This is a genomic window from Rhodoglobus galactosidasius (assembly GCF_054957775.1).
On record NZ_JBQIAV010000003.1, the window covers coordinates 1 to 25,139 of the forward strand.

At 61.5% G+C, this 25,139-nt stretch carries 24 protein-coding genes; 11 read left to right on the plus strand and 13 right to left on the minus strand.

The genetic code is table 11. The features are described from left to right. The first annotated feature begins 478 nt into the window (after window positions 1-478). From ACTJJW_RS04240 to ACTJJW_RS04250, 3 genes are all read left to right on the plus strand, one after another. Window positions 479-946: a cupredoxin domain-containing protein gene (locus ACTJJW_RS04240; protein WP_462642896.1), complete on the plus strand. Its 468-nt coding sequence runs from the start codon at window positions 479-481 to the stop codon at window positions 944-946. Window positions 947-988: 42 nt separating this feature from the next. Continuing rightward, a complete protein-coding gene (locus ACTJJW_RS04245) occupies window positions 989-1,660 on the plus strand; it encodes a hypothetical protein (protein WP_462642897.1) in 672 nt (223 codons plus the stop codon). A gap of 93 nt (window positions 1,661-1,753) precedes the next feature. After that, entirely contained in the window at window positions 1,754-2,170 is a 417-nt protein-coding gene (locus tag ACTJJW_RS04250; RefSeq protein ID WP_462642898.1) for a hypothetical protein, read from the plus strand. A 213-nt stretch (window positions 2,171-2,383) separates the two neighbouring features. On the opposite strand, the gene ACTJJW_RS04255 is transcribed toward ACTJJW_RS04250, so the two are convergent. Beyond that, window positions 2,384-2,533: a hypothetical protein gene (locus tag ACTJJW_RS04255; protein ID WP_462642899.1), complete on the minus strand. Its 150-nt coding sequence runs from the start codon at window positions 2,531-2,533 to the stop codon at window positions 2,384-2,386. A 268-nt stretch (window positions 2,534-2,801) separates the two neighbouring features. Further along, window positions 2,802-3,659 (minus strand): hypothetical protein, encoded by an 858-nt coding sequence (locus ACTJJW_RS04260; protein ID WP_462642900.1) that lies wholly within the window; start codon window positions 3,657-3,659, stop codon window positions 2,802-2,804. Window positions 3,660-3,913: 254 nt separating this feature from the next. On the opposite strand from ACTJJW_RS04260, the gene ACTJJW_RS04265 reads away from it, so the two are divergent. Further along, on the plus strand, window positions 3,914-6,577 hold the full coding sequence (locus ACTJJW_RS04265; RefSeq protein WP_462642901.1) for a cation-translocating P-type ATPase: 2,664 nt from the start codon (window positions 3,914-3,916) through the stop codon (window positions 6,575-6,577). Window positions 6,578-6,626: 49 nt separating this feature from the next. On the opposite strand, the gene ACTJJW_RS04270 is transcribed toward ACTJJW_RS04265, so the two are convergent. After that, entirely contained in the window at window positions 6,627-6,923 is a 297-nt protein-coding gene (locus tag ACTJJW_RS04270; protein ID WP_462642902.1) for a hypothetical protein, read from the minus strand. A gap of 238 nt (window positions 6,924-7,161) precedes the next feature. On the opposite strand from ACTJJW_RS04270, the gene ACTJJW_RS04275 reads away from it, so the two are divergent. Next, window positions 7,162-8,379, plus strand: coding sequence for an ammonium transporter (locus tag ACTJJW_RS04275; protein ID WP_462642903.1), 1,218 nt, complete (start codon window positions 7,162-7,164; stop codon window positions 8,377-8,379). A 172-nt stretch (window positions 8,380-8,551) separates the two neighbouring features. On the opposite strand, the gene pdxH is transcribed toward ACTJJW_RS04275, so the two are convergent. The 3 genes from pdxH to ACTJJW_RS04290 all read right to left on the minus strand — a co-directional run bounded on the left by pdxH (window position 8,552) and on the right by ACTJJW_RS04290 (window position 11,076). Beyond that, the gene (pdxH, locus tag ACTJJW_RS04280) at window positions 8,552-9,193 is read right to left on the minus strand and encodes a pyridoxamine 5'-phosphate oxidase (protein ID WP_462642904.1); all 642 of its coding nucleotides are present in this window, start codon (window positions 9,191-9,193) and stop codon (window positions 8,552-8,554) included. Window positions 9,194-9,229: 36 nt separating this feature from the next. After that, the gene (gene nhaA, locus ACTJJW_RS04285; protein WP_462642905.1) at window positions 9,230-10,492 is read right to left on the minus strand and encodes a Na+/H+ antiporter NhaA; all 1,263 of its coding nucleotides are present in this window, start codon (window positions 10,490-10,492) and stop codon (window positions 9,230-9,232) included. A 128-nt stretch (window positions 10,493-10,620) separates the two neighbouring features. Then, entirely contained in the window at window positions 10,621-11,076 is a 456-nt protein-coding gene (locus ACTJJW_RS04290; protein ID WP_462642906.1) for a YkvA family protein, read from the minus strand. Window positions 11,077-11,208: 132 nt separating this feature from the next. Here ACTJJW_RS04290 and ACTJJW_RS04295 point away from each other — a divergent pair, with 132 nt between their 5' ends. Beyond that, window positions 11,209-11,490, plus strand: coding sequence for an iron-sulfur cluster assembly accessory protein (locus ACTJJW_RS04295; protein WP_462642907.1), 282 nt, complete (start codon window positions 11,209-11,211; stop codon window positions 11,488-11,490). Between the two features lie 8 nt (window positions 11,491-11,498). Here the strand turns inward: ACTJJW_RS04295 and ACTJJW_RS04300 are convergent, their stop codons facing one another. Continuing rightward, the gene (locus tag ACTJJW_RS04300) at window positions 11,499-12,797 is read right to left on the minus strand and encodes a hypothetical protein (RefSeq protein ID WP_462642908.1); all 1,299 of its coding nucleotides are present in this window, start codon (window positions 12,795-12,797) and stop codon (window positions 11,499-11,501) included. Between the two features lie 114 nt (window positions 12,798-12,911). Between ACTJJW_RS04300 and ACTJJW_RS04305 the strand changes: the two genes are divergently transcribed. Then, complete coding sequence (locus ACTJJW_RS04305) at window positions 12,912-16,709, plus strand: DEAD/DEAH box helicase (protein WP_462642909.1); 3,798 nt, start codon at window positions 12,912-12,914, stop codon at window positions 16,707-16,709. 3 nt (window positions 16,710-16,712) lie between these two features. Then, a complete protein-coding gene (locus ACTJJW_RS04310) occupies window positions 16,713-16,916 on the plus strand; it encodes a hypothetical protein (RefSeq protein ID WP_462642910.1) in 204 nt (67 codons plus the stop codon). A gap of 45 nt (window positions 16,917-16,961) precedes the next feature. Here ACTJJW_RS04310 and mscL read toward each other — a convergent pair whose 3' ends face one another. From mscL to ACTJJW_RS04325, 3 genes are read right to left on the minus strand one after another with little or no spacing between them, the layout of a single operon-like run. Beyond that, a complete protein-coding gene (mscL, locus tag ACTJJW_RS04315; RefSeq protein WP_462642911.1) occupies window positions 16,962-17,372 on the minus strand; it encodes a large conductance mechanosensitive channel protein MscL in 411 nt (136 codons plus the stop codon). A 30-nt stretch (window positions 17,373-17,402) separates the two neighbouring features. Then, window positions 17,403-17,738 (minus strand): FmdB family zinc ribbon protein, encoded by a 336-nt coding sequence (locus tag ACTJJW_RS04320; protein ID WP_462642912.1) that lies wholly within the window; start codon window positions 17,736-17,738, stop codon window positions 17,403-17,405. Window positions 17,739-17,745: 7 nt separating this feature from the next. Continuing rightward, window positions 17,746-18,336 carry a 5-formyltetrahydrofolate cyclo-ligase gene (locus tag ACTJJW_RS04325; protein ID WP_462642913.1) on the minus strand — a complete coding sequence of 197 codons (591 nt, stop codon included), beginning with the start codon at window positions 18,334-18,336 and terminating at the stop codon, window positions 17,746-17,748. 38 nt (window positions 18,337-18,374) lie between these two features. On the opposite strand from ACTJJW_RS04325, the gene galU reads away from it, so the two are divergent. The 3 genes from galU to ACTJJW_RS04340 all read left to right on the plus strand — a co-directional run bounded on the left by galU (window position 18,375) and on the right by ACTJJW_RS04340 (window position 20,994). Further along, window positions 18,375-19,265 (plus strand): UTP--glucose-1-phosphate uridylyltransferase GalU, encoded by an 891-nt coding sequence (galU, locus tag ACTJJW_RS04330; RefSeq protein ID WP_462642914.1) that lies wholly within the window; start codon window positions 18,375-18,377, stop codon window positions 19,263-19,265. A 3-nt stretch (window positions 19,266-19,268) separates the two neighbouring features. Continuing rightward, entirely contained in the window at window positions 19,269-19,928 is a 660-nt protein-coding gene (locus ACTJJW_RS04335) for a GNAT family N-acetyltransferase (RefSeq protein ID WP_462642915.1), read from the plus strand. 127 nt (window positions 19,929-20,055) lie between these two features. Beyond that, window positions 20,056-20,994 carry a hypothetical protein gene (locus ACTJJW_RS04340; protein ID WP_462642916.1) on the plus strand — a complete coding sequence of 313 codons (939 nt, stop codon included), beginning with the start codon at window positions 20,056-20,058 and terminating at the stop codon, window positions 20,992-20,994. 127 nt (window positions 20,995-21,121) lie between these two features. Here the strand turns inward: ACTJJW_RS04340 and ACTJJW_RS04345 are convergent, their stop codons facing one another. From ACTJJW_RS04345 to ACTJJW_RS04355, 3 genes are read right to left on the minus strand one after another with little or no spacing between them, the layout of a single operon-like run. Then, complete coding sequence (locus ACTJJW_RS04345) at window positions 21,122-22,753, minus strand: solute symporter family protein (protein WP_462642917.1); 1,632 nt, start codon at window positions 22,751-22,753, stop codon at window positions 21,122-21,124. Continuing rightward, a complete protein-coding gene (locus ACTJJW_RS04350; RefSeq protein ID WP_462642918.1) occupies window positions 22,750-23,142 on the minus strand; it encodes a DUF485 domain-containing protein in 393 nt (130 codons plus the stop codon). The genes ACTJJW_RS04345 and ACTJJW_RS04350 overlap by 4 nt, the downstream gene beginning before the upstream one ends. Before the next feature lie 52 nt (window positions 23,143-23,194). Beyond that, a complete protein-coding gene (locus tag ACTJJW_RS04355; RefSeq protein ID WP_462643205.1) occupies window positions 23,195-25,117 on the minus strand; it encodes an AMP-binding protein in 1,923 nt (640 codons plus the stop codon). Window positions 25,118-25,139: the final 22 nt, after the last annotated feature.

The following is a 25,139-nucleotide window of genomic DNA, read 5'->3' on the forward strand; positions in this document are numbered from 1 at the left end:
CCATCGTGTGGTGTCCTTCGTGTGAGTAGCTTTAGTCGGTTCTCACTGACCATCACACGGTGGCTCCTCACGTCGCCGTAGCGACGCTCAGCAGCCGGAAATTACACCACTCCCAGGGACGTGACCCAATTGAACAGCAGTCGGGCCTGTTTGCAGCGATTTGCTCACGGTTTGCCCACGCCTCGCGAAGAAGCGCCAGATAGTTCGGCGCCCGGAGGCAACTCTCTGTATCGCATCCGCTCTAGCGCGTCACGAGTTGATCGACGCGAGACGTTCGCGATCGGTCGGTCCCTCATCGACATTGGTGATCGTGATCAGACCATTGGTCTTTACTCGCCGGAGAGGTCAGTCGTTGATGCCTTCCGGTTGCGCACCGCCGAGGGGCATTCCGCGGCCCGGCGACGCTCTTTTCCTAAGTTTCTTCTGTGCCCAAAAAATTGATACCAATCCACTTCGCGCAGGGCGCCGAATCATCTACATGTCACACACCAGAACACTTCGGACACCGAAAGCCACCCTCGCGGGTGCGCTCCTCCTGCCGGCACTTCTCATCGCGCTCTCAGGATGCGCAGGTTCTCAACCATCCCCAACGATGCCGTCCGCGAGCAGCGGCACGGATCAGTCTGCGGAAGCGGACGAAAACGTTGTTAAGACCATCAGCCTGAAGTTCATGCCGAACGACCTCACCGTCAAGGTAGGCACCACAGTCACGTGGCAAAACGGCGAGACGATCGGTCACACCGTGACATCCGGAGCCTGGGGCGACGTGAACGAGTCAACCGGTCTTCGCGGCACGCAGACGCCCGATGGCCTCTTCGACCACGACCTGGCTCCGAAGGGCCAGGAGGGCGACACCTTCTCGTACACCTTCGACGAACCCGGCGAGTACTTCTACTACTGCCAACCGCACTTGACCATGAACGCAAGCATCACGGTCGAACCGTAAGAACCCGCACGAACAACACACCATCAACAAGGAGAAGAAACAATGCGTAAAATCACAGCAATCACCGGTCTGGGCCTCGCCGCGGCACTCGCACTCTCGGGTTGCTCAGCGGCAACAGATTCGCCGGCCGCTACCGACGACACGACCTCTTCGACGGTCGTCGACACAGTAAACAGCGACGGCTCCACGTTGCGTGCAACGCTAACCGCCCTGCTCGCCGACCACGTCTACCTCGCCGGTGCAGCCATCGACCAGGCGCTCGCCGATGGTGGTGACCTCACGACGGCAGACGTCGCCGCGGCAGTTGAAACTCTCGACAGTAACTCGGTTGAGATCGCAGCCCTCGTGGGCTCGGCCTACCCGGACGCCGAGCAGCCGTTCCTCGATTCATGGCGCTCGCACATCCCATTCTTCGTGAACTATGCGGTAGCGAAGGCAACCGATGACCAGGCTGGCATCGACCAGGCAATGTCGGATCTGGGTGGCTATGCGGTGTCGTTCGGCCAGCTGATCAATTCAGTTGTTCCTGAGCTGCCCGCTGAAGCAGTGCAGGCCGAGCTCGAGACGCACGCCTCGTCGCTGGTCGCAGCGATTGATGCGAACATCGCCGGTGACCCTGCCTACTTCGAACTGTTGAAGGAAGCTGCTGGACACATGCCGATGACGGCACAGGCACTCGCTGGCGGAATCGCAGCCAACAAGGGCATCCAGTAAAACCGATTCGCGAATGAGCCGGTGGGGAGCGAACGAATCGCTCCCCACCGGCTTCAGCGTTTCCGGGAAGTTGTTGAGAGAAAGGGCAAGGACATGAAAATCTTCGTTATAGCGGCACGGATTTGGATCGCACTCGCGCTGGTGGTAAACGCCTACGTGCACTTTCTCCTCGCGACTCCATTCGATGCCATCGTCGGCTCACTCGTCAGTCAGGGCGCACTGTTCCGCATCCAGGGCGTTGTGAACATCCTCGCAGCCGTCCTGATCCTGGCGGTATATCGCTGGTGGACCGGGCTGGTTGCGGCAGCGATCGCGGCGGGCGGGCTCGCACTGCTGGTGGCTTCGGTTTATGTGCCATTGGATCTGAGCGCACTCGGGTTTCCAGTGATCTACGAACCTGCGTGGTATCCAGACAAGGTGGTAGCAGTCATCGCACAGGGCTTCGCGTTAATTGGCGGGCTGGTGGTGGCGGTGTTGACTCGTCCTCGTGCAGCACGGAAGCACAACTGACATTCCTAGGCTCGTGTGCGGCGTCGCTATTTCTCGGAGGTGTCGCTGAGTTCGTCTGGATCGGTTGAGAAGTTCAGATCTGTGGATGGCTAGGTTGATTAAGGTCCGGCCCTGCGATGGCGGGGATCCCGGCGCTGTCTGTGAAGAGTTTTCTGGGAACGTCGAGGGCGTCCTAGTTTTGTTTGCGTGCAGTGGACAGGGACGAGCGTACGGTCAGGAACGCCTCCGCGCCGGCAGCACCATCTTGCCGTCGACCTTGCTGATCTGCACGGTTTTGTGGATCTCCACGATCAGGTCGGCCAATTTCACCGGCCATTCTTGTCTGGTGGCCTCAGCCATCCCGGCCAGCTCACGCAGATCCACCGCAGTTCACCTTCGACGCGTCCTCCGGTCTCGTCGAAGGAGTCTGCTGCACGTCTAGGCGACAGTTGTCACCTATCAGCGCACCAGACCCGCATTTGTGCTGACCGGCCCAGAACGGTGGGTTCGCGCGGATTCTGAATGTTACGGACCTTCGCACTGGATGGGTGTTCACCGCCGCGCCAGCTGACCCCGATTGCGCTCGATCTCCATCGGAAACACAACGACCCCTCTCGCGGGGGAGAGGGGTCGTTGCCGAGAGGGTGCCGTGTTACTTCTTGGCCTTCTCGTTCGTCTGGATGCTGGCGATGCATTGACCCTGGTTCTTGAAATCGAAGTCGGCGAAGCCGCCCTTCTTGCACTGGTCTTTGGTGGTGAGTACCAGTGTCACCGGGGAAATGGTCAGGTCATAGTTCACGCCGATTTCCGGACCAGTGGTGGTCCACGCCGAGTACCAACCGGGATGTGCGCCGTTACCGAGTTCTGTGGTTACGCCGTGGGGGCTGATGCTGCCATAGGAGTCGCTCACGGTTGAGCCGTTGACCGTCAGAGTCATGCAACCGTCTGCCGTCGCGATGTCTGCCGCGTCACTGGCACAGGTGGCCGGGTCGACGCTTCCGTCGACGACGAACTCCACAGTGACGACGCCACCGGGCAGGTCACTGACAGGAATTCGCTTAAACTCCTGGACCCACTCTCCACCGCCGGCATCCCCATCGGTCACACCAACGACGTAGTAGCCCCCGGAATCGGTGCGATAGGTGACGTAGATGCCGACTTCCTGCTTGTGGCCGGTCTGGCCGCTCGCCAGGGCATCCGCATCGTGCAGTCCGATGACCGCAGTCTGGCCGTTCTCACTCATCTGGGACAGGTCTAGGGTTCCCGCCATGGTCACCGGAGTCAGCTCCGGAGACGGAGTCAGGATGGCCGGACCGCGCTGGTAATTTCCGTCGTATCCGGCCGGAGCCGGATCGCCGACATACCGCAGACGGAGACTGGAACCGTCTGCGGTTACTCTCTCACCTACGGATCCGGTGATGGTTGCAGAGGGCTCGGCCGCATAGGCCGGCGCCAGGGTAGTTAGGGCAAGCGCCGCAGCAAGTGCCGCGGCAGCAATGGGCTTCTTCATGTTTCTCCGATGTTTCAGGTACGAATCGGCAAACGGGCCTCACATCTGGTGAGGCTCCCACTCGAGAGCCTAGGGGTGCGATGCCAAGCAAGGGAAGAGCCCGCGAAGGGTTCGTGGTGCCTCAGGTGAGAATGCACGCCTGCGCGGAGTCCCCGATGACTCCGCGGAAAACTGGACTGACCGATCCTGAATAGCCCGGCCTTAGGGACAAACGGCCCTAGTCGCGCCCGCGCCGCCCGCACTAACGTGGTGGCATGACAATAGGCGAGCCGGCGACACCGTGGTACGCGCTCGCCACCGCCGAGGCGTTTGTTCAGCTCGACGCGAGCCAGCAGGGGCTGACCACCGCCGAGGCCGACGAGCGGCGCGCCAGGGTCGGGCCGAATCGGCTGGAAGTGCGCAAGCCGACGCCCGCGTGGGCGGTGGCAGTGCGACAATTTCGGTCGCCGCTTATCGCGATTCTGTTGGTCGCGGCGACGATCACTCTGTTGCTGCAGGACTGGGTTGATGCGACCGCGATCCTCATCGTGCTCGTGCTGAACGCGTCGATTGGATTTTGGGAAGAGACGCACGCCGAGCGCGAGATGCGCGCCCTCGCCTCGCTTACCGTGCCGGCTACGCGCGCTGTGCGGGACGGCCACGTCATCCGACTGCCTGCGGTCGACCTCGTGCCCGGCGATATCGTCGCGCTCGAGAGCGGCGAGCAGGTAGCCGCCGACTTGCGCGTCGTCGACGCTCACGCCCTTCAGGTTGACGAGTCGATGCTGACCGGCGAGTCGGAGCAGGTGCACAAGACCCCCGCCCCTGTCTCTGAGCATGCGGCAATGGGCGACCGTCTCGGGATGCTTTACAGCGGCACGTTCGTCACCTCCGGACGTGGCCGCGGGGTGGTGGTCGCGACGGGCCGCGACACCGAGTTGGGGCGTATCAACGAGCTCATACAGACCAGCCCGGAGCGCACGCCCCTGCAGCAGAGCATCAGCAGCCTCGAGCGCCGCATTGGACTGTTCGTTGCCGTCGTTGCCGTAGCTGTGGTCATCACCGGTCTGCTGCTCGGCGAGGATCTCGAAACGGTGTTCCTGTCGGCGATCGCCATGGCTGTTGCGACGATTCCCGAAGCCTTGCCGGTAGTGATGACGGTCGCGCTAGCGATCGGGGTGCGCCGAATGGCAGCTCAGGGCGCGATCGTGCGCACGCTGCCCGCCGCGGAGACGTTGGGCTCGACGACCGTGATCGCGAGCGACAAAACCGGAACGCTCACCAAAAACCGGCTCACTGTCGAGCGCGTGTGGGTACCCGGCGGCGATGCACTTGAGGTGTCGGGCATACCCCACCGTCCGAGCGGCGTGCTGAGCGACGTCGTCATGGCTGGCGCCCTCGTCAACGAGGCGCACCCTCACGGTGATGACGAGCGTGGCTTCACCGGCGATGCCGTCGACGTGGCGCTAGCCGTGCTGGCGCGCTCGCTCGGGGTAACGAGCGATGACGACGACGTACCCGACCAAGTGGCCCGCTTACCGTACGAGCCGCAGAACCGCTACGCACAGTCACTACGCCGTAGCGGTCATGGCGGCGACGATGCCGCACTCATGCTCTATGTGAAGGGCGCGCCCGAACTCGTGCTTTCGATGTGCAGCTCAGAGGCCGGGGGCACCACCCTCGACAATGCCGCACGTCAGCGAGTGTACGATGCACACGACCAGCTGGCCCGCGACGGCTACCGTGTGCTGGCGATCGCCCGCCGCAAGGTAGCCGACGACGAGTTTTCGGGGCCGGAGCTGCCGCACCCCGCCGGCCTGCAGTTTCTCGGGCTCGTCGCGCTCACCGACCCGCCGCGCGCGGAAGCCCGCGAGTCGATCGCACTCTGCGTCGGGGCAGGGATACGCGTCATTATGGTGACCGGCGACCACCCGTTGACCGCCACCACAATCGCACGCCGGCTCGGCATCGCGGACTACGACAACGTGATCACGGGCGACGAACTTGACGACCTCGACGACGCAGCGCTAGCCGAACGCGTCGCCCAGACCGGCGTGGTGGCGCGTGTCTCGCCCTCGGACAAGCTGCGCGTCGTACAAGCCCTGCAGGCCAACGGCGACACGGTCGCGGTGACGGGCGACGGTGTGAACGACGCGCCCGCACTCAAGGCGGCCTCGATCGGCGTTGCGATGGGCAAGTCGGGCACCGACGTGGCGCGCGAAGCCGCAGATGTCGTGCTCACCGATGACCGCTTCGCCACCGTCGTCGACGCGGTGCGGCAGGGGCGCATTGTGTTCTCGGCGATCCGCAAAGCTACCTTCTTCTTGCTGTCGACCGGATTCGGTATCATGCTCGCCGTCGCCATCAGCTTCTTCTTTGAGCAGCCGCTGCTCTTGATCCCCGTGCAGGTGTTGTGGATCAACGTTGTCACGAGCGGCCTGCAAGACGTTGCGCTCGCATTCGAGGCCGCCGAAGGGGACGAGCTTCGGCGGCCTCCGCGGGCTGCGTGCGAGGGCATCCTGTCGCGCGAACTGTGGGTGCGCACCGTGATTTCGGCGAGTTGGATGGCGACCGTGCTGCTCATCACCTTCCAACTGGCGCTCGCCGCAGGCTACGAACTCGAGCGCGTGCGCACCATCACGATGACGGTGTTTGTGCTCATGAGCTTCTTCCAGGCGGGCAGCGCGCGCACCGAGCGCCGCTCGCTCTTCACCGTCAGCCCATTCAGCAACCCGTTTCTCATCGCGACCGCCCTCGGCTCGCTCGGACTGCAGTGGCTCGCCATGACCTGGTCGGTCAGCGCGGGCGTGCTGGGGCTTGTGCCGCTTACGCTCGGCGAGTGGGTGGGGTGTGCACTCGCCGCATCGACCCTGCTGGGGCTCATCGAAGTCGAAAAGTTTGTGCGGCGCGTGATGGCACGGCGCGCGCGTGCGGTCTAGGCGGGCTGGGGACGTCCCCGCTCGAGAGCCTGGGGGCCGACGCCGAGCACTAGAGCTTCAGCTTCGCCTTACGCTTCTGCTCGGCTGCGCGCTCGATTCGCTCGATGCGCAGCACATCCACTAGTAACAGTGCGATTGGCACGACTGATGCGACGCCCCACCATTCTTCGGTGCCGCCGGTGGTGACATAGATCACGTTGAATACCACAGCCCAGACGAGACCGCCAATGAGCCACACCAGACGCCACCACGGTGTCGTTAGCTGGCGGATGCGAGTCTTTACCGCCGAAGGCTTCTCTGGCGGTGTTGCTGGCCCGGTCGCATTCGCGGGCGTGGTTTCGTCCATGTGCCAACTCTACGGGCATCTGGCAGTCGATTAACCGAACACATCCGGGTGCGCGAAACGTGTATGTAACACCTACAGCACACGTTTAACGTGCCCGAAACATAACTGTGGGCCTGACGAAACGATAAGACGGAATGCTTTGTCGTGCGGGACGGTGGGAGTGGAATAACCCGACACTCACTGAAAATCCGCCAAGGCATTACGTGTGCACCAGGCGCACAAAGCGAAAGAGGTTGAGATGGACACAGTGGTATGGGTACTCATTAGCACCGCGATGGTGCTGCTTATGACCCCCGGTTTGGCATTCTTTTACGGTGGACTCGTTAAAGAGAAGTCGGTAGTCAGCATGATGATGATGAGCTTCGGAGCTCTCGGCCTTGTTGCCGTTCTCTGGATCCTCATCGGTGCGAACATGAGCTCGATCGATGGCTCAATCTGGTCATTCTCGGGCAACCCGTTCAGCAACTTCGGTCAAGAAGGCGTCGCAGGCGCTGACCTCCTGAACGTTGCATTCGGTGGAACGTTCGCCATCATCACCACCGCACTGATCTCGGGTGCAATAGCCGACCGCGCACGCTTTGGGCCATGGATGATCTTCGCCGGTGTCTGGGCAACGCTCGTCTACTTCCCCGTCGCAGCGTGGGTGTGGGGCGGCGGCTGGATACAGAACCTCGGAGACACTCTCGGTGGCCTGCCGGCGGTAATCGACTTCGCTGGTGGAACCGCGGTACACATCAACGCTGGTGCTGCAGCCCTTGGTCTCGCCCTGGTTCTTGGCAAGCGTGTTGGCTTCAACAAGGACATTGCGCAGCCTCACAACGTTCCCCTGGTTCTCATCGGTGCAGCACTGCTCTGGTTCGGCTGGTTCGGGTTCAATGCTGGTGCCGCAGGGTCGCCTGACGAAGCTGGATTGATCGTCTTTAACACGCTCGCTGCACCGGCCGCAGGAATTCTCGGCTGGATCGTTGTAGAGAAGCTGCGCACCGGTAAGGCCACCGCAGTGGGCGCCGTATCCGGTGTTGTTGCTGGCCTTGTTGCCATCACCCCGGCAGCGGCAAACCTTACTCCGGGCTGGACATTGGTTCTCGGTCTCATCGCTGGTGCGCTGTGTGCTCTCGCTATCGAACTCAAGTTCAACTTGGGCTTCGATGATTCGCTCGACGTTGTGGGACTCCACCTCGTTGCCGGCGTCACCGGAACGATCTACCTCGGTTTCTTCGCAACCGACACCGGACTCTTCGTTGGTGGAGATGCGGGCCAGCTAGTTGTTCAGACCATCAGCGTCCTCGCTGTAGCAATCTTCTCCTTCGGCGCTTCTTGGTTGATTGGAACCGCCATTCAGAAGACCATAGGATTCCGCGTTACTTCTGAAGAAGAAATCGCCGGCATCGACCTCGCCGTTCACGGCGAGTCGGGTTACGCAATGCAGGCACGGGGTTCCGTGCCGGCTGAGTAAAGCCCACAACCTCGGGAGGGGCACGACTGTTATCGCGGTCGTGTCCCTCTTTTGGCGTTAACGAACGCCAAGACGGTTGGATGTTGTGGCGCTAGGCGCCCGAGCTAGAGCTAGAGCGCTACCGCTACCGCTACCGCTACCGCTACCGCTACCGCTACCGCTACCGCTACCGCTACGGCTGCAGCCGCATCCGCTCCCAGTCGCCTGATGCAGCACGCGTGAAGCGCACGCGGTCGTGCAGGCGAGAGCTGCGACCCTGCCAGAACTCAATCGAGTGCGGTTCGACTACGAAGCCACCCCAGTCATCCGGCCGCGGCACATCGCGGCCTTCGAACTCTCGCGCTAGCTCTTCAACGCGCTGTTCGAGCAGGGCTCGGGATGCGATGGGTTGCGATTGTTCGCTGGCGTGCGCCGCGATCTGACTGCCTCGCGGTCGCGTTGCGAAGTACTGGTCAGAAAGGGCTGCGGCAACGGGCCGAGCCGTTCCCTGCACGAGTACTTGCCGGTGAATCGCATACCAGGGGAATACCAGCGCAGCCGCAGGGTTCGCGATGAGTGCGCGGCCTTTGATGGAGCTGTAATTGGTGAAGAACTCGAAGCCGGCATCGTCTATGGCGCGTAACAGTACGGTGCGGCTGCTGGGGGAGCCGTCGGCATCCACTGTTGAGAGCACCATTGCGTTGGGTTCGTAGACGTGCGAATCATTGGCGTTCGATAACCACAGTCGAAACTGTTCACGGGGATCGTCAAGCACGTCAGCGTCGTTGAGCGGCATTTGGCCGTAGTCAGTGTGTTGGCTCAGCGGGTCTGACACGATGAATCCCCTCGAAAGTGTGGAGTAGCTCGTTAGCTAGTCTGCATCCTCGATGAGTGCTCTGTTCTTATCGGGGATGCCATCTTCGTTCATGTCGCGCCTGCGGGCAAGGCGAGAATCCCAGCGGAGACTTATTGCTGCGAGAACCGCTGCGAGTGCTGTGCCGATGAGGATCGCGAGCTTGGCACCCGTCGTGTGCTCGTTGTCGGGGAATGAGAGCTCGGAGATCAGCAACGAGACCGTGAATCCGATACCCGTGAGGAAACCAATGGGGAGAAGGTCGCGTAAACCGATCGAGTCAGCGAGCCGGAACTTTGTCACCTTGGTGATGAGTGCGGTTGTGCCGAGCACTCCGATGATCTTTCCGACGACCAAACCAATGACGATGGCTGGCACAACGGGCTGCACCAGAACAGAGCTGACGCTTTCCTCGCCACCCAGTGAGACGCCTGCCGCGAAGAATGCGAATACGGGCAGCGCGATACCGGATGAGGTAGGGCGAACCGCATCGTCGAAAACGTGAGTGCGGGTGTCTTTCTCTCCGTGAACGAGCTTGGCGGGAACAGTGAATCCGAGCATCACGCCGGCGATCGTCGCATGAACGCCCGAATCGTGCATGAAGGCCCATGCAACAAGCGCGAGCGGAATCAGCAACCACCAGCGCGGTTTACGGGAGCGCACCACAAGACCGAACAACACGATCGAGATGAGCGAGAACAGCAGCGAAAGCAGATCAATGCTGTCGGTGTAGAACAGCGCGATGATCACAATCGCGAGGAGGTCGTCAACGACAGCCATGGTCAGCAGGAAGGTGCGCAGCGCTCGCGGAAGGCCGCGACCGAAGATTGCGAGAACCGCTAGGGCGAACGCAATGTCCGTTGCGGTGGGAATTGCCCAACCGCCGAGAGCGGAAGAGTCACCCATCGTGAGAACCACGAGCGTGAAGAGCAACGCGGGAAAGAGCATCCCGCCAATCGCTGCAAAAACGGGAACGGCGGCTTCGCGCGGTTTGCGCAGGCTGCCGGCAACAAGTTCTTGCTTGAGCTCAACACCCACAACGAAGAAGAAGATCGCCAAGAGGCCGTCAGCAGCCCACGTGGCTAACGAGAGGTCGAGGTGCAAAGCCGCGGGGCCAACGACGGTCTCGGCGAGGGCTGCGTAGCCTTCGCGCCACGGAGAGTTTGCCCAGATAAGGGCAATCGCGGCAGCAGCCATGAGAAGGATGCCGCTGGTGGTCTCCATGGTGACCCACCGGCGTACTCGCTTGCGGGGGCTCAGCTTCTTAGTGGATGTGGTCACAAATTTCCAGACGTTGAGGTTCGTCAGCGGGGTCGCCGACGCAATCGCCGACCAGACTTCCCGGCACTCCGCGAACAATTCTACCGGGTGTGAGGCTGGGCAATGGTCGTCACAATGACCCGTGCTCGTTAGCTGAGGCCGACGAGGGCGCGGAGGGCGCTGAGTCCTTGCGGAGTTCCGGGCCAGTGGCGGTCCAGAGCGGCAGCACCAGCATGTCTAGTTGCGAAGCGAAGAACGAGCGCAACGACGATTGCGTCGTCCACGTACCCAATAACGGGGATGAAATCGGGCACCAGATCGATAGGTAGTAGCAAGTACACCAGCAGCACCACTAGCCAGATTCGAATGCCTCGAGGAACTTCGGGGTCGCCCACAAGTCGGCGGGTAAGACGCACGACGTCGGGGCCAAGGCGCAGGGCGTCGAGAAGTCTGAACTTCTCGGACTGACCACGCGATATCCAAGCGAGAACGCCAATCAGTGCGAGCCAGAGCAGAAGCAGTCCTCCTGCCACGCTGACGAGCACCTGCCACCATTCCATGCGCTCTACGGTACCCGGGCGGGGTGCGACGAATAGCGAAGTCACACGTCTGCTCCGCCTGACCGCGCGCTCCACTGCGCATGAGAGTTGCCTCACAATCGGCGCTCACGGTTGATGCGAGCCGCAGAGTAGGGGATTGTGGGTTGTTCAATTCGCTGAACTTGGAAGGACGAACATATGCTCACGCTCACCGAAACAGCCACCACGGTCGTCAAGACGATTGTTGAACAAGACCCCAACACAGAAGCTTCGGGACTCCGCATCAACGGAGAACCCGGTGCCCCCAACTTGAGCGTTGCAGTAGTTGCAGAAGCTGCGGCCGGAGATTCCGTAATTGAGGCCGACGGCGCACGCGTATTTCTCGAAGAGAACGCAGCCATTGCCCTCAGTGACAAAACTCTCGACGCAGAGGTCGGCGAGAACGGCGCGGTTAACTTCGCCGTACTCGACAAGGCCTAGTTAGATAACTAGTACCTGGCGAGAGCGTCAGCATCTCGAGCATGAGTCACCGACCGGCGGATGGCATCCAACGCCTCCACGGCGTCTGTCTCAGCTTCAGCGATCATGAGTTGGCGCTCCGCCTCCGCTAGTCGAGTGCGCGCACTCGCGCTTGCACCACCCCGCCCGATCAGTTCTCGTACAACACTGATCTGACTTCGGGCCGCGATCAATGTTCCGCGGTAGGCCGCGCGGGCATGCTCGAGCCTCTGCTGCTGGTTGCGCGCCGTCGCAAGTGCGGCATCCAAATCGGCGGCGGCATCGCCGAGAACTACCAGTTGTCGAAACGGATCGCTCTGGCTGCCCGGAACCACAGCGGTCGCCGTGAGAGCTGTCTCCACGGCAGCAATCGCCGCCACGATTGTGGCTCCCGAGTTCGGATCGGGCGCACGCTTCAGTGCCACACGGGCTTCGCGTAGGTCGCCGGCGCTCGTGTCCCGCATCCGCTCTACAGCGACCTCGGCATCTGCCAGCTCCATCAACGAGAGTTCGGATGCCGCCAGGTGTTGGTCTGCCAGATGCAGATCAGAAGCTGCGACATGCAATCTGTCTGCGACGGCGTTGACGCCGGTCGGGCTGATCTCGGGGGAGACGGCATCCAACTCCTGCTCGGCATGCTCAAGAAATGCTTCGGCTTGCACGTGCTGCCGTGTCGCCACAGCGAGCACGACCTCGGCGTAGTGTTCCGCCGCCTCGGCGCGACGTTGCCGCTGATTCGATAGCCGACCCCGCAGCGCACTCAGCCGGGCCAGCAATGCGCGGGCGGTCTGTGCGGCATCCACTTCGGTGCGCCGCCGTTCAGCAAACGAACTTTCGAACCGGTCGAGACTCGCCAACGCTTTGTCGCACAGCGCAATCATCTGCAGGGTATTGCGGCGACGTAACTGGTCGGCATCGCTCGCGGCGGTGTCGCGCTGCTGGCCTAAACGAAACGCTTCCGTCAGTTTCAGCCGTGCTTCGGCGAGAGCACTGTCAAAATCTCGGGCGCTCTCGACCCCAAACTGGGCGATCGCAAAACCGACCTCGTTTTCGGCGCTACGCACCCGGTCATCCAAACTCACGAGCAACGCGGCAGCCTGGGCGTCGAGAGCTGCCTGCGAGGTTGTGCCACGACGGCCGCGATCACCCCCGCGACGGAACAGAACAATGAAGGCCCCAACTCCTAGCGCCAGCACAAGCACGAGCAACGCAACGACCGCGATCGTGGTGCCGCGAGCAAGTTCGGCGGCATCGGTGGCGGCCGATAGGGGGAGGGCGAGGGGCACCATGACTCGTATTCTACGGCGGTGTGCCGCGAGAACTGGGGCACGGCCGGTGAATGAGTCTGACGAAACTCGTGCTTGTTGCACCATTTATTGCCGTTAGACGCTTAAGGTGGCGGTGTGTGGCGTGTAGATAAAGTTTCAGATGATTTCTCGGTCGACCCAGATTCGGTTGACGAGAACGTCGACGACGCCGAAATCCAGCACTCACATCCCCACATTCAGGTAACAGCGCCTCATACGCTGAGTTTTGGTGAGCCGAACATCATGGCCGGAAACGTTGCAGAACCCGTGTGGACGCAGTGGCGTTCGCAATTGTCAGAGCTTGGCGGTCAGTCTCCGCTCCTGCACTTCGTAGATTCGCCTCGCACTCGTGTTGAGCTGTCTACGACTCATCCGGGGGGTTTAGCCCAGTTCATCACCGGCAAGCGCACACTGCTGTCGAGTTTGATTCGTGACGATGTTGCTTTGCGCTCGGCCAAGGTCGCAGCCGGTGCTGTTGCCGCGAAGGGCCTTGAGCTCTCGACGGCCCGCGGAATCGACTCCGTTCACTTGGGCATCGGCATTGCGCGCTGGAACCACGACGACGTTGAGTACTGCGCCCCAGTGCTCTTGCGCCCCCTCGCCATCCGTCGGCACGGTCGTGACTTTGAACTGAAGCTGCGCGGCGGCACCTACCTCAACCCAGAGTTTGCTCGCGCACTCGATGAGCAGTTCCACTTGCGCCTCGATGCCGAATCGTTTGTCGCACTCACGGATGCCGATGGCACGTTCAAGCCGAACCCGGTGATCGATCGTCTGCGCGGTCTCACCTCGCACCTCACGAACTTCGCTGTCAGCCCACGACTTGTGGTGTCATCCTTTGCGGATGTCGCGCCCGGTCTGGCCGACGATGCCGCCGAGCTGCAGCATCCGATCCTCGACGCCTTGGCTGGCAACACCGCAGCGGCGTGGACCATCAAGGAGGGTTACTCTCCCGTACCAGCGCTGTCGGCAGATGAACGCTCGCCGCAGACTGACAACCTGCTGCTCGACGCCGATGCTGAGCAAGAAAATGTGATCGCGCAGATCGAAGCAGGTAACTCGCTGGTTGTGCGCACGCTGCCAGGCACCGGCGGAACGCAAACGATCGTCAACGCTGTTGGTGCACTCGTCGCGCAGAACAAGCGTGTGCTCGTGGTGACCCCGCGCCGTGCTTCGCTGCACTCGATCGCTGACCGCTTTGGCGACATCGGTCTGCCGGGGCTTGCTGTGGCACCGCGCACCCTGCGTCGCGACATCATCCGGTCCATTTCTCGCAGTGAAAAAGCGTCACGACCACAAATTGAAGATGTGGATGAGGCCCTGCTGCGCCTGCGCAAGATCATGCTCGATTACCGCGGGTCGATGTCTGTCGCCGACGATGTGCTCGGTGTCTCGGTTCTCGATTGTGTTTCTGAGCTCAGCCGGCTTGCACTGCTGCCCAGCCCACCATCGACTACCGCGCGATTGTCGCGCGAAGCCGTTGAGAAGCTTGCCAAGGATCGCACCTCCGCGACCGGAGTGATTATTGCCGCAGCCAAGCTCGGCGAGTTCAAGTACGGACCGGGGGATTCGCCCTGGTACGGAGCGCAGTTCGCCAACGGTGACGAAGCGCTCAAGGCACACGAGATTGCCAAGCGCACCGACGCTCAGCTGTCAGAGCTATTGGGCGTCGCCAACCGTCTGGTATCAAACACCCGTATGCGACCGTTCCAAAGCATCGAAGAATTGGGCGTTTACCTGCGCCTTCTCGTGGATCTGCGGGAAACGCTCGACCGATTCGTGCCAACAGTTTTCGACCGCGCGATCACCGAACTGATCGCTGCCACAGCACCGCGTCGCGACTTTCCCGACATGACGAGCGCGAACCGTCGTCGCCTCAAGAAGCTGGCCCTCGAATACGTGCGCCCCGGCGTGCGTGTGAACGACATGCATGCCGCCCTCATCCGCATCCAGAAGCAGCGCGTGCTGTGGCACCGCTTCGTAGCCGAAGGTGCAAGCCCCGCTGTACCCGTGGGCATTGGCGAAGTTCAGCGTTCGTACCAGCAGGTGTCTGAAGACCTTGCCGCGCTCGACATTCCGCTGGGCATTGCGGACTCACACGTCAACCTGTCGAGCCTGCCCATCCCCTTCTTGCTCGAAAAGGTTACGGCGCTCGCGGCAGAATCTGATGTGCTCAACAATCTGCAGGAGCGCACAGCCCTCATGGGTAGCCTGCGCGAACTGAAGCTCAGCCCGCTGATTGACGACTTGGCCAGGCGACACGTGCCCGAAGATCAGGTTGCCGCGGAGCTCGAACTGTCATGGTGGAAATCAGCGCTCGACTCCATGCTCGAACTGGACCGAGCACTGCTCAACGCCAACACCTCCGTCGTGGATCGCCTTGAAGCCGACTTCCGCCTTGTTGACGAAGCCCACGCTTCGGCAAACGCGAAGCAACTTTCGTGGCAGATCGCCGAAAACTGGAAGATTGGGCTCGTTGACTGGCCCGACGAAGCGAGCGCCCTCAAGCGCGCGCTCGCCAAAGAGCGGCTCACCTCGTTCGACGTTCAGACGTCGGCACCTCACCTTTCTCGCACTATTGCCCCCGTCTGGCTCGCCTCGCCCTACGAGATCGACTCAGTCGTCGACACGATGCCGTTCGACACGGTGTTCCTCGTTGATGCCGGCGCGATGACCGTGGCCGAAGTGGCTGGAGCTATTCGCCGCTCGAAGCAGGTTGTTGTTGTTGGCGACCCCGTCATCCAGTCGCCCACCCCGTTTGAGATTGCGGTGCGCGATGCGACTGCTGATGCGCCGCCGCCGATCGACGATGAGGTGCGCGAGGCTCTCGTCGAAGATTCGGCGTTCGCTCGCCTGAGTGGCCTCCTGCCGACCCTCACCTTGACTCGCAGCTACCGACCGGGTGGCGAAGAGCTTGCAGAGCTCGTGAACCGTCGCTTCTACGGCGGCCAGATCGAATCCTTGCCCTGGGCAGGAAGTTTTCTCGGGCACGGTAGCCTCGCTGTCAGCTATGTCGCAGACGGTGTCGGAATGCCTGATCCCGACTCCGGAGCTGTAGAGAGCCCCGACGCCGAGGTTTCTCGCGTCGTTGAACTCGTGCTCGAGCACGCCACCAAACGGCCACAAGAGTCGCTCATGGTCATTACGGCAAGCCCGCTGCACTCGGTTCGGGTTATGCAGTCAGTGTTGGATGCTGTCAGCCGCCGTCGCCCCGAGCTACTCGATGTCATCATCGGCGATCGCGCTGAACCGTTCACGGTCACCACGATCGATCAGGCTGTGGCCCAAAGCCGCGATCGGGTTATTTTCTCTATCGGATACGGCCGCACGCCACACGGTCGCGTGCTCTCTGACTTCGGTTCGCTCGGCGAGCCCGGGGGAGAGCGCCTACTCGCTGTCGCAATGACGCGTGCTCGCCGTTCGCTCGAAATTGTGACCTCGTTCCGTTCAGAAGACCTCGACGACGGTCGCATGAAGCATGGTGCCGTTGCCCTCGCTGAGGTGCTGGACGAAGTGGATGCCCGCTACGCCGAAGTTCCGGTGCCCGACGACAGCGACCCGATGCTCGTTGACCTCGCGCGTCGTCTCGAGAAGCGTGGACTGCGCGTAGCTCTTGGCCACCGCGCCAAGCTCGGGCTTGTTGCCTCTCGCGGCGGTCGTTGTGGCACCATCGAAACCGACGCCATGGTGCACGAGTCAAGCCTGCGAGAGTCGCTGCGTCTGCGTCCCGAGCTGCTGCGTCGACTCGGCTGGCACTACCTGCGCGTGCACGCCTTCGAGCTCTTCAGCGATCCCGACCAGGTGGCCGACAAGGTGGCGCGGATGCTCGGAGCAGAAGCTGCTCCCGACACCGAGCCCATTGCGATCATCCCTGCCACGCGTCCCGAGCAGTAGCTCGTGTGCGGCACTGACGACTCGCGTACGAGCGAGCAGCACGACGAGCCCGCGCCCGAGCAACCGGCGAAGGGCAAGAAGCGCCGTCGCGTGACGACTGCTCCTCCCGAGGGTTCAGACACTCATCCGACCGGGGAATCTCCACGGCATCCCGTTAACGAGAACGACGAGCGACTCAAGGGCGACAAACCTCCGCATTGGGGTTAGTGCTTTGGCCGCCCGTCGATAGTGGGGCGTTGTGTACGACTGCTGCTAAACACTCTTTCGAGCGAGTAGGTCGCGGATCTGAAGGAGAAGCTCGGCTTCGGTCGGGCCTGCTTCGGGCTCGATGACCGTGGGCTTGCGAGCTTCAGCCAGCTTGTTGGCGTAGTTCATGGGGGCCACGATCGCGAAGTAGACAACGACTGCGATGAGCAGGAACTGAATGAGTGCCGCAATAACTGCACCGAAGTAGATGACGGCATCTTCTCCACCGGCGTTGGGGATGGCCACCGGCAGCGCCGTGGCGAGGTTCTCGGCATTGAAGAGTGCGCCGATCAGCGGATTGAAGACTGCCTCAACGATGGTGTTAACAACTGCAGTGAACGCAGCACCAATGACAACAGCAACCGCAAGGTCGATGACGTTGCCACGTAAAATAAACGTTCTGAATCCGCTAATCACTCATGCTCCTTCGGTGTGGGTATAAGTCACCTATGACGCTTTTGCCGCCGCAGGTAACGAGGATGACGACGAAGAAGACGAAGTCGAGCCGGATGAGCTGGAGCCCGAAGATACTGATGATGACGAATCCGACGAAGACCCCGACGACGAGCTTGACGAGCTCGAACTTGAGTCGCTCGAGCTCTTGGCGGCCCGCGAATCATTGCGGTAGAAGCCAGAGCCGTTGAAGGTGACACCGACAGCAGAGAACACCTTGCGCAGCTTGCCTTCGCAGGCAGGGCAGATCGTCAATGAATCATCGGTGAACGACTGCTGAATATCGAAAGCGTTGTCGCATTCGGTACAGCGGTAGGAATAGGTAGGCACTAGATCCTTAGTTGTGCTCGGTAATGGTCACAATTCCCGAGGGGGTGACTATGCCATTGACTGGTTGGTCATGAATTTCTGTGGGTACGGTTTCCACATATTCGTTATCGAAAATGACGGCGTAGACGGGAGGTTTCGTCTCCATGGAGCCGAGCGTTTTGTCGAAGTAGCCGCGACCCCAGCCCATGCGCATGCCGGTGCGATCCACGGATGCCGCGGGCACAATGATCAGGTCGACGTCGTTGATAGCGATCGGGCCAAGCACCTCGCTGGTGGGTGCTGGCATGCCGATGAGGTCTTCGTCTTCTTCTTCGCCGTCATAGGGCGCCCAATCGAGCAGGCCATCTGCGCGGGAGATGGGAAGCAGCACGGTGATGTCGTGTTCGCACGCCCAGCGAAGGAATCCGCGAGTTTGGGGTTCGTCAGTGGTGGAGAGGTAGGCGGCAACCGAGGTGGATCCCAGCCGTGTAGCGAGTTCTACAAGATTCGCGGTGACACCTGCTTCAGACTCTTCCCGCTCTTTGGCGGTGCAGATGCGTCGGCGTTCGCGTAATTCGGCCCGGAGTGCACGTTTATCGTGACTGACGTCGTCGGTCATTCAACCATTCTACGAGACTGGCCGACTACGCTGTACCTATGGCTACGAAGATTACTAAAGCGGTGATTCCTGCTGCAGGTCTTGGCACCCGATTCTTGCCGGCAACGAAGGCTATGCCGAAGGAGATGTTGCCGGTTGTTGATAAGCCGGCCATCCAATATGTCGTAGAAGAAGCAGTTGCCGCTGGACTCACCGACGTGTTGATGATCACGGGGCGCAACAAGAACGCACTCGAAAACCATTTCGACCGGATGACCGAGCTTGAGGCCACTCTCGAGCAAAAGGGCGACATCGATCGTCTCTCCAAGGTTGAGTTCTCCAACGACCTCGCCGATATGCACTATGTGCGTCAGGGAGACCCGCGCGGTCTCGGCCATGCCGTGTTGCGAGCAAAGATGCACGTCGGCAAGGAGCCCTTTGCTGTGCTGCTGGGTGACGACCTCATCGATGATCGCGATGTTCTGCTCTCGCGCATGCTTGAGGAACAGTACGGCCGCAACGCAACGATAATCGCCCTCATGGAGGTTGACCCCGCTCAAAGCCACATGTATGGCATCGCGACGGTCGAGCCGACCGACGATGACGACGTTGTGCGCATCACTGGCTTGGTAGAGAAGCCCGCGCAGGGCACTGCACCGTCCAACCTCGCCATCATCGGTCGCTACGTTCTGCGCCCCGAAATCTTCGAGATCCTCGAACGCACCGATCCGGGCAAGGGCGGCGAAATCCAGTTGACGGATGCCCTGCTCGAGATGACCCAGAACGATGTTGCCGGAGGCGTCTACGGTGTTGTGTTCCGCGGCCGCCGCTATGACACCGGAGATCGCCTCGACTACATCAAGGCGATCGTGCAGCTCGCTGTTGAGCGTGAAGACCTGGGCCCCGATCTGCGCCCGTGGCTCAAGCAGTTCAGCTCAACCCTGGACTAATAAGTGGCGTATGGCATTCCGACGCTCAGCGACGGAGAGATCAGCATTCGACCCATTCGGGTGCGAGATGCGCGTGCGTTAGAGAAAGAACTCCGCGATAACCGAGGGTGGCTTCGCCAGTGGGAGGCCACGAGCCCGGTTGGGCCGGTCAGTTTTGACGTGAAGTCGAGCATCCGGGGTCTGCTGCAGCAGTCTCGTGCCGGTGCTGGGCTCCCGTTTGTGATTGAGCACGCCGGTGACGTCGCCGGGCAGATCAATGTGTCGTCGATCACGTACGGTTCGCTTGCTTCGGCCACAATCGGGTACTGGGTTTCTCAACGCTTTGCGGGCAAAGGACTCACGCCAACCGCTGTGGCGTTGGCCACTGACTACTGCTTCTTCCAACTCGGCTTGCACCGAATGGAGATCTGTATTCGGCCCGAGAACGCACCCAGCTTGCGCGTCGTCGAGAAGCTCGGCTTTCGCTATGAAGGCTTGAGGCGTCGCTTCATCCACATTGACGGCGACTGGCGCGACCATTTCTGTTTCGCGCTCACCGTTGAAGAGGTTGCCCAAGGGGTGCTGCGTCGCTGGCAGGCAGGCGACGCCCCAGAAGGCGACGCCCACATTCCGACAGTGGATCGCACACGTGCAGCAAACCCGCTGACCCCTCCTCGCCGCTGACGGCATCCGCTCGCGGTATCCGTTCGCGGCATCGGCCGACGGGCATTCGGGGGAATTCTCAGCATATTTTGATTCCACTGCCGCGTGCCGACAGCAAGTCTTGCGCGGATGCTCGTACCGTATAGCCATGGAATTCACCAGCATCGGCGGCGGCGTAATGATCGCGCTCGCAGCAGGGCTCTGGCTGGTGTACTTGGTTCCTAACTGGTTAAAGAACCGCGAATACCTCGCTACCGAGCGCAATGCCGTTCGACTGCAGCAGACGATCCGGGTTCTCGCACAGACCTCTGAGTTGCCCGAAGAAGTGCGTGCCGAGACCGTTGCCCGTCATGCCGCTGAGCTGGCCAAAGCTCGCGCACTGCAGGGTCCTGTTGCTGTGGGGCGCGCTGTGACGCCGCCCACTCGCGAGCAGGTGCTCGCGCTCTCGGTTCGACGCCTTCGCCGCACCCGAGCACTCACCGCTCTCGTGCTCCTCGCCAGCGTCATTGTTGTTGGGGTGCAGCTCTCGTTGATCGTGACCTCGGGTGCTGCAATCGTTTCCGGTGCCTGGCTGGTTCTCGCCACCGCGACGATCGCCGGAATCAGTGCGAGTGCCATGCTCTCCCGGCTCGCTGAACGCTCGCGTGCCCGAAGGGCCGAAAGCGGCGCGGCTGTGCGCACAGCCGCGCCGCGTCGCCGTATCGTGCTCTCGTCTGAGGCTCCCATAGAAGACGTCACTTCCAAGGTCAGCTGGACCCCGGTTCCCGTACCCAAACCCATGTACCTGACGCGCAGCAACACCCCAGCAGCAGCAGTGGCCGCCGCACGTCACGCTGCCGACATCGACACCGAGCTTCGTGCCGCGGCAGAATCTGCCGAACAAGTGCTGCGCGCCAACACCGTCGCGATGGCCGCAGCGACCCGCGAAGCAGAGCTTGCCCGCGAAGCCAAGCTGGCACCGGCGAAGCCCATCGCGGTTCCTGCTGCTGCCGTCCCTAGCCGATTTGCAGGCATGGGCATCGTCGACATCGATGGCAGCGCACCCGATCTGGATGCTGCACTCGCTCGTCGTCGTCGCGCCAGCTAGCGTGCCACGCAGTTGATGCAGAAGGCGTTGTCTCCTGTTGGTGGAGCGCGAGCTCTCGGGCACTCGTCCTATGTGCGCATAGCGACGGGGCGTGCGGTGATTCCAAGCCGCACGCCCCGTCGTCGCTCTAGTGTTCTGTTGCAGCCTCAGCGCCGTGCCCGGTGAGCGAGCGTACATCCATCTCGGCTGCAAGCTCAGGGTCCTCCTGTCGCCGTGAGGTGACCGTTCCGAGCCAGCCAAGCGCAAACCCGAGCGGAATAGAGACGATTCCGGGATTCTGGAGGGGGAAGATCGCGAAGTTCACATCCGCTCCCAACATCGATGTCGGCGTACCGCTCATCACGGGCGAGAACACGATCAGCAGAACCGCCGCCGCGAGGCCTCCGACCATGCTCCACACCGCACCGCGAGTGTTGAACCGCTTCCAGTACAGCGAGTACAGGATCGTCGGGAGGTTCGCGCTTGCCGCAACCGCGAACGCAAGAGCCACGAGGAAGGCGATGTTCTGACCTTGAACACCGATGCCTCCAGCTACCGCGAGCACACCGATCACTACGACGGTGCGTCGAGCGATCTTGACCTCGGCATCGGGGTCTCCCTTGCCCTTCTTGATCACGTTCGAGTAGATGTCGTGAGCGAAAGATGCCGCCGCCGTGATCGTGAGCCCGGCCACCACCGCGAGGATCGTCGCGAATGCGATCGCCGAGACGAAGCCGAGCAGCAGCGGCCCGCCGAGTTCGAGCGCCAGCAACGGCGCCGCGGAGTTCACGCCGCCCGGGGCATTCTGAATCGTTTCGGAACCCACCAGGGCTGCAGCGCCGTAGCCAAGTACGAGCGTGAGTAGGTAGAAGCCACCGATGAGCCAGATCGCCCACACCACAGACCGTCGTGCTTCTTTCGCTGTCGGCACCGTGTAGAAGCGCATGAGCACGTGTGGCAAACCCGCCGTACCGAGCACGAGCGCAATCGACAGCGAGATGAAGTCCAGCGGATTCGAACCGTATTTGAGCCCCGGCGCAAGGATCGCGTCGGCGGGTGTCGCCACGGAGTTGTCGACGGCACTCTGCAGCACGCGCGAGAGGTCGAAGCCATTGAGAATGAGCACCCAGATGGTCATCGCTATTGCGGCCCCCACCAGCAGGAACGCCTTCACAATTTGCACCCAGGTGGTGCCCTTCATCCCGCCGATCAGCACGTAAAGAATCATGAGACCGCCGACGACGGCAACCACAATCGATTGACCGATCTTGTCGTCGATTCCCAAGAGCAGAGAGACCAAGCCTCCCGCTCCGGCCATCTGCGCCAGCAGATAGAAGAAGCAGACCGCGAGCGTTGTTGCCGCGGCCGCCATCCTGACCGGACGTTGCTGCAGACGGAAGGAAAGAACATCCGCCATCGTGAACTTGCCGGTGTTGCGCATGAGTTCGGCAACCAGCAGCAGGGCGACGAGCCAGGCGACGAGGAAGCCGATGGAGTACAAGAATCCGTCGTATCCATTGATCGCGATCGCCCCGACGATGCCAAGGAAGGATGCTGCCGACAGGTAGTCACCGGTGATCGCGAACCCGTTTTGTGGGCCTGTGAACGAGCGACCTCCCGCGTAGTAGTCCGCAGCGGTCGCGTTGTTTCGACTGGCACGGATCACGATGAACAGGGTGATTCCGACAAATGCGATGAAGATCGAAATATTGAGAACCGGATTGCTCTGGGACTCGGCATCTACGGCGGTGGCAAGTGTGCTCAGGCTGAGGGCGATCATGCTGCTGACTCCTTCGACTCAAGGTCTGCTCTGATCTGGGCGGCGAGAGGGTCTAGCCGACGGTTGGCGAATGACACGTAGGTCATGGTGATCACGAACGTGCTGATGAACTGGCCAAAGCCGAGTAGTAGCCCGACGTTGATAACTCCGAAGACCGGGGTGGACATGAAGTCATGGGCGTAAGCAGCCAGAATCACGTAGCCGAAATACCACAGCAGAAAGACGATCGTGAGGGGGAACACAAACGAGCGGTGTCGCCGTTTGAGTTCCACAAATGCAGGGTCTTTCTCCTCCTCTTGGTAGTTGAGCCCTGCGGTCACGCCGTGCGCGTGTGCGGGCTCGCTGGGTGGGGGAGTTGCGTCCCTGGTGGGGGAGTTTTCATCAGACATCTGGGGCCTCCTTGCCTCAAACAATTGGTTAATGGGATGGATGAATCGAGAGCTACTGAGAGCGAGTGCGTCCGGCAGCGACAAACAGGGGATCTAGCACCGTGACGTCTTCGATGGTCGGCGGAACCCGTACTTCGTCGCCATCGAAGATTTGTCGAATGGTTTTGCGGAGGATCTTTCCGGAACGCGTCTTCGGCAGTCTCTCGACAATCATCACGTCGCGGAATGCTGCCACCGGGCCAATGACCTCACGCACGAGTGCCACAAGTTCTCTAGCGAGATCGCTTTCTATCCGGTTGTGACCATGCTTCACCGTGACGAAACCTGCCGCGCGTTGGCCTTTCAACTCATCGCGTAGACCGAGAACGGCACACTCTGCGACATCCGGATGCTGTGCGAGAACTTCTTCGAGTGATCCTGTCGAGAGGCGGTGCCCGGCCACGTTGATCACATCATCGGTGCGGCCCATCACGAAGAGATAGCCCTCGTCATCGAAATAGCCGGCGTCGCCCGTCGAGTAGTAGCCCGGGAATTCTTCGAGGTATGAGCCCGCGAACCTTTCCGGGCTTCCCCATAGCCCGATGAGGGCACCAGGAGGTAGGGGCAGCCGAATGGCGATGTTTCCCTCTGTGCCTGGCTTCGTGACGTCATTGCCTTCGCGATCGAGGATCCGCGGAACGAAGCCCGGCATCGGCACACCGGTCGATCCCGCTTTCGAGGGGAGTTGCTGCACGCCACGAGGGTTCGCGCAGATCGGCCATCCGGTCTCTGTCTGCCACCAGTGATCGATGATGGGAACACGGATGCCGTTGTTGGCCCAGTGCCAGGTCTCGGTGTCGAGGCGCTCGCCCGCGAGGTAGACCGCTTGCAAACTGGAGGTGTCGTATTTGCCGAGTTCGTCGAGTGTGGGATCCTCTCTGCGGATGGCGCGCAGCGCTGTCGGTGCGGTGTAGAGCACGTCGACCTTGTAGTCCTGAATGAGCCGCCAGAACGTGCCAGCATCGGGTGTGCCGATGGGCTTACCTTCGTACAAAACTGTCGCCGCGCCGGCAATCAACGGACCATAGACAATGAAGGAATGGCCAACGACCCAGCCAACATCCGAAGCGGTAAAGATTGTGTGTTGGTTGTCGATTCCGTAGATGTGGCTCATGGCCCACTGGAGAGCCACCGCGTAGCCGCCGGTATCGCGGACCACCCCTTTGGGGCTGCCGGTGGTACCTGAGGTGTACAAAATGTAGAGCGGATCTTGGGCACGCATCTCGACAGCATCGGCAGGCAGTGCCGCCGCCTCGAGCTCATCCCAATCGAGCCACGCCACATCGACAGAGCCTCTGCTGGTGGCACCGTTGGCGTATTCGGCGATATCGCCGTCGAGTTGAGGGCGGTCTTTGACGACAACGTAGCGAATGCTACCGGCGCTCAGAGCGATCGCTTGATGCACGATCGGGAGGTACTCCACCGCACGGGATGGCTCGAGACCGCCGGTTGCGGTGACGATGACGGATGGCGTGGCATCGTTGATCCGCACCGCTAGTTCGCTTGCGGCAAAGCCACCGAACACGACGGAGTGGATGGCGCCGATTCGAGCGCAAGCAAGCATCGCCACGACCGCTTCAGGGATCATCGGCAGGTAGATCAACACGCGATCACCTGCTCCGACTCCGAGTTCGCGCAATGCTCCGGCAAATTTGCGCACGCGTTCGAGGAGTTGGGCGTAGCTCACGACACCCTGTTCCCCCGTCATTGCCGAATCGGAGATGAGCGCTGGTTGGTCCCCTCGGCCGGCGGCCACATGGCGGTCGAGAGCGTTGACGCTCATGTTGAGCGTTCCGTCCGCAAACCAGCAGCCTTGGTCGCTCCCTGGCTGGGTGGCTTGTTCGGGAGTGGCAAGGGTTGGTGGGATGAACCAGTCGATGCGTTCCGCTTGCTGCAGCCAAAAACCGTTCGGATCGTGAGTTGCATGGGCCTGGATTTCGGCGAAAGAGTTGTTTTGC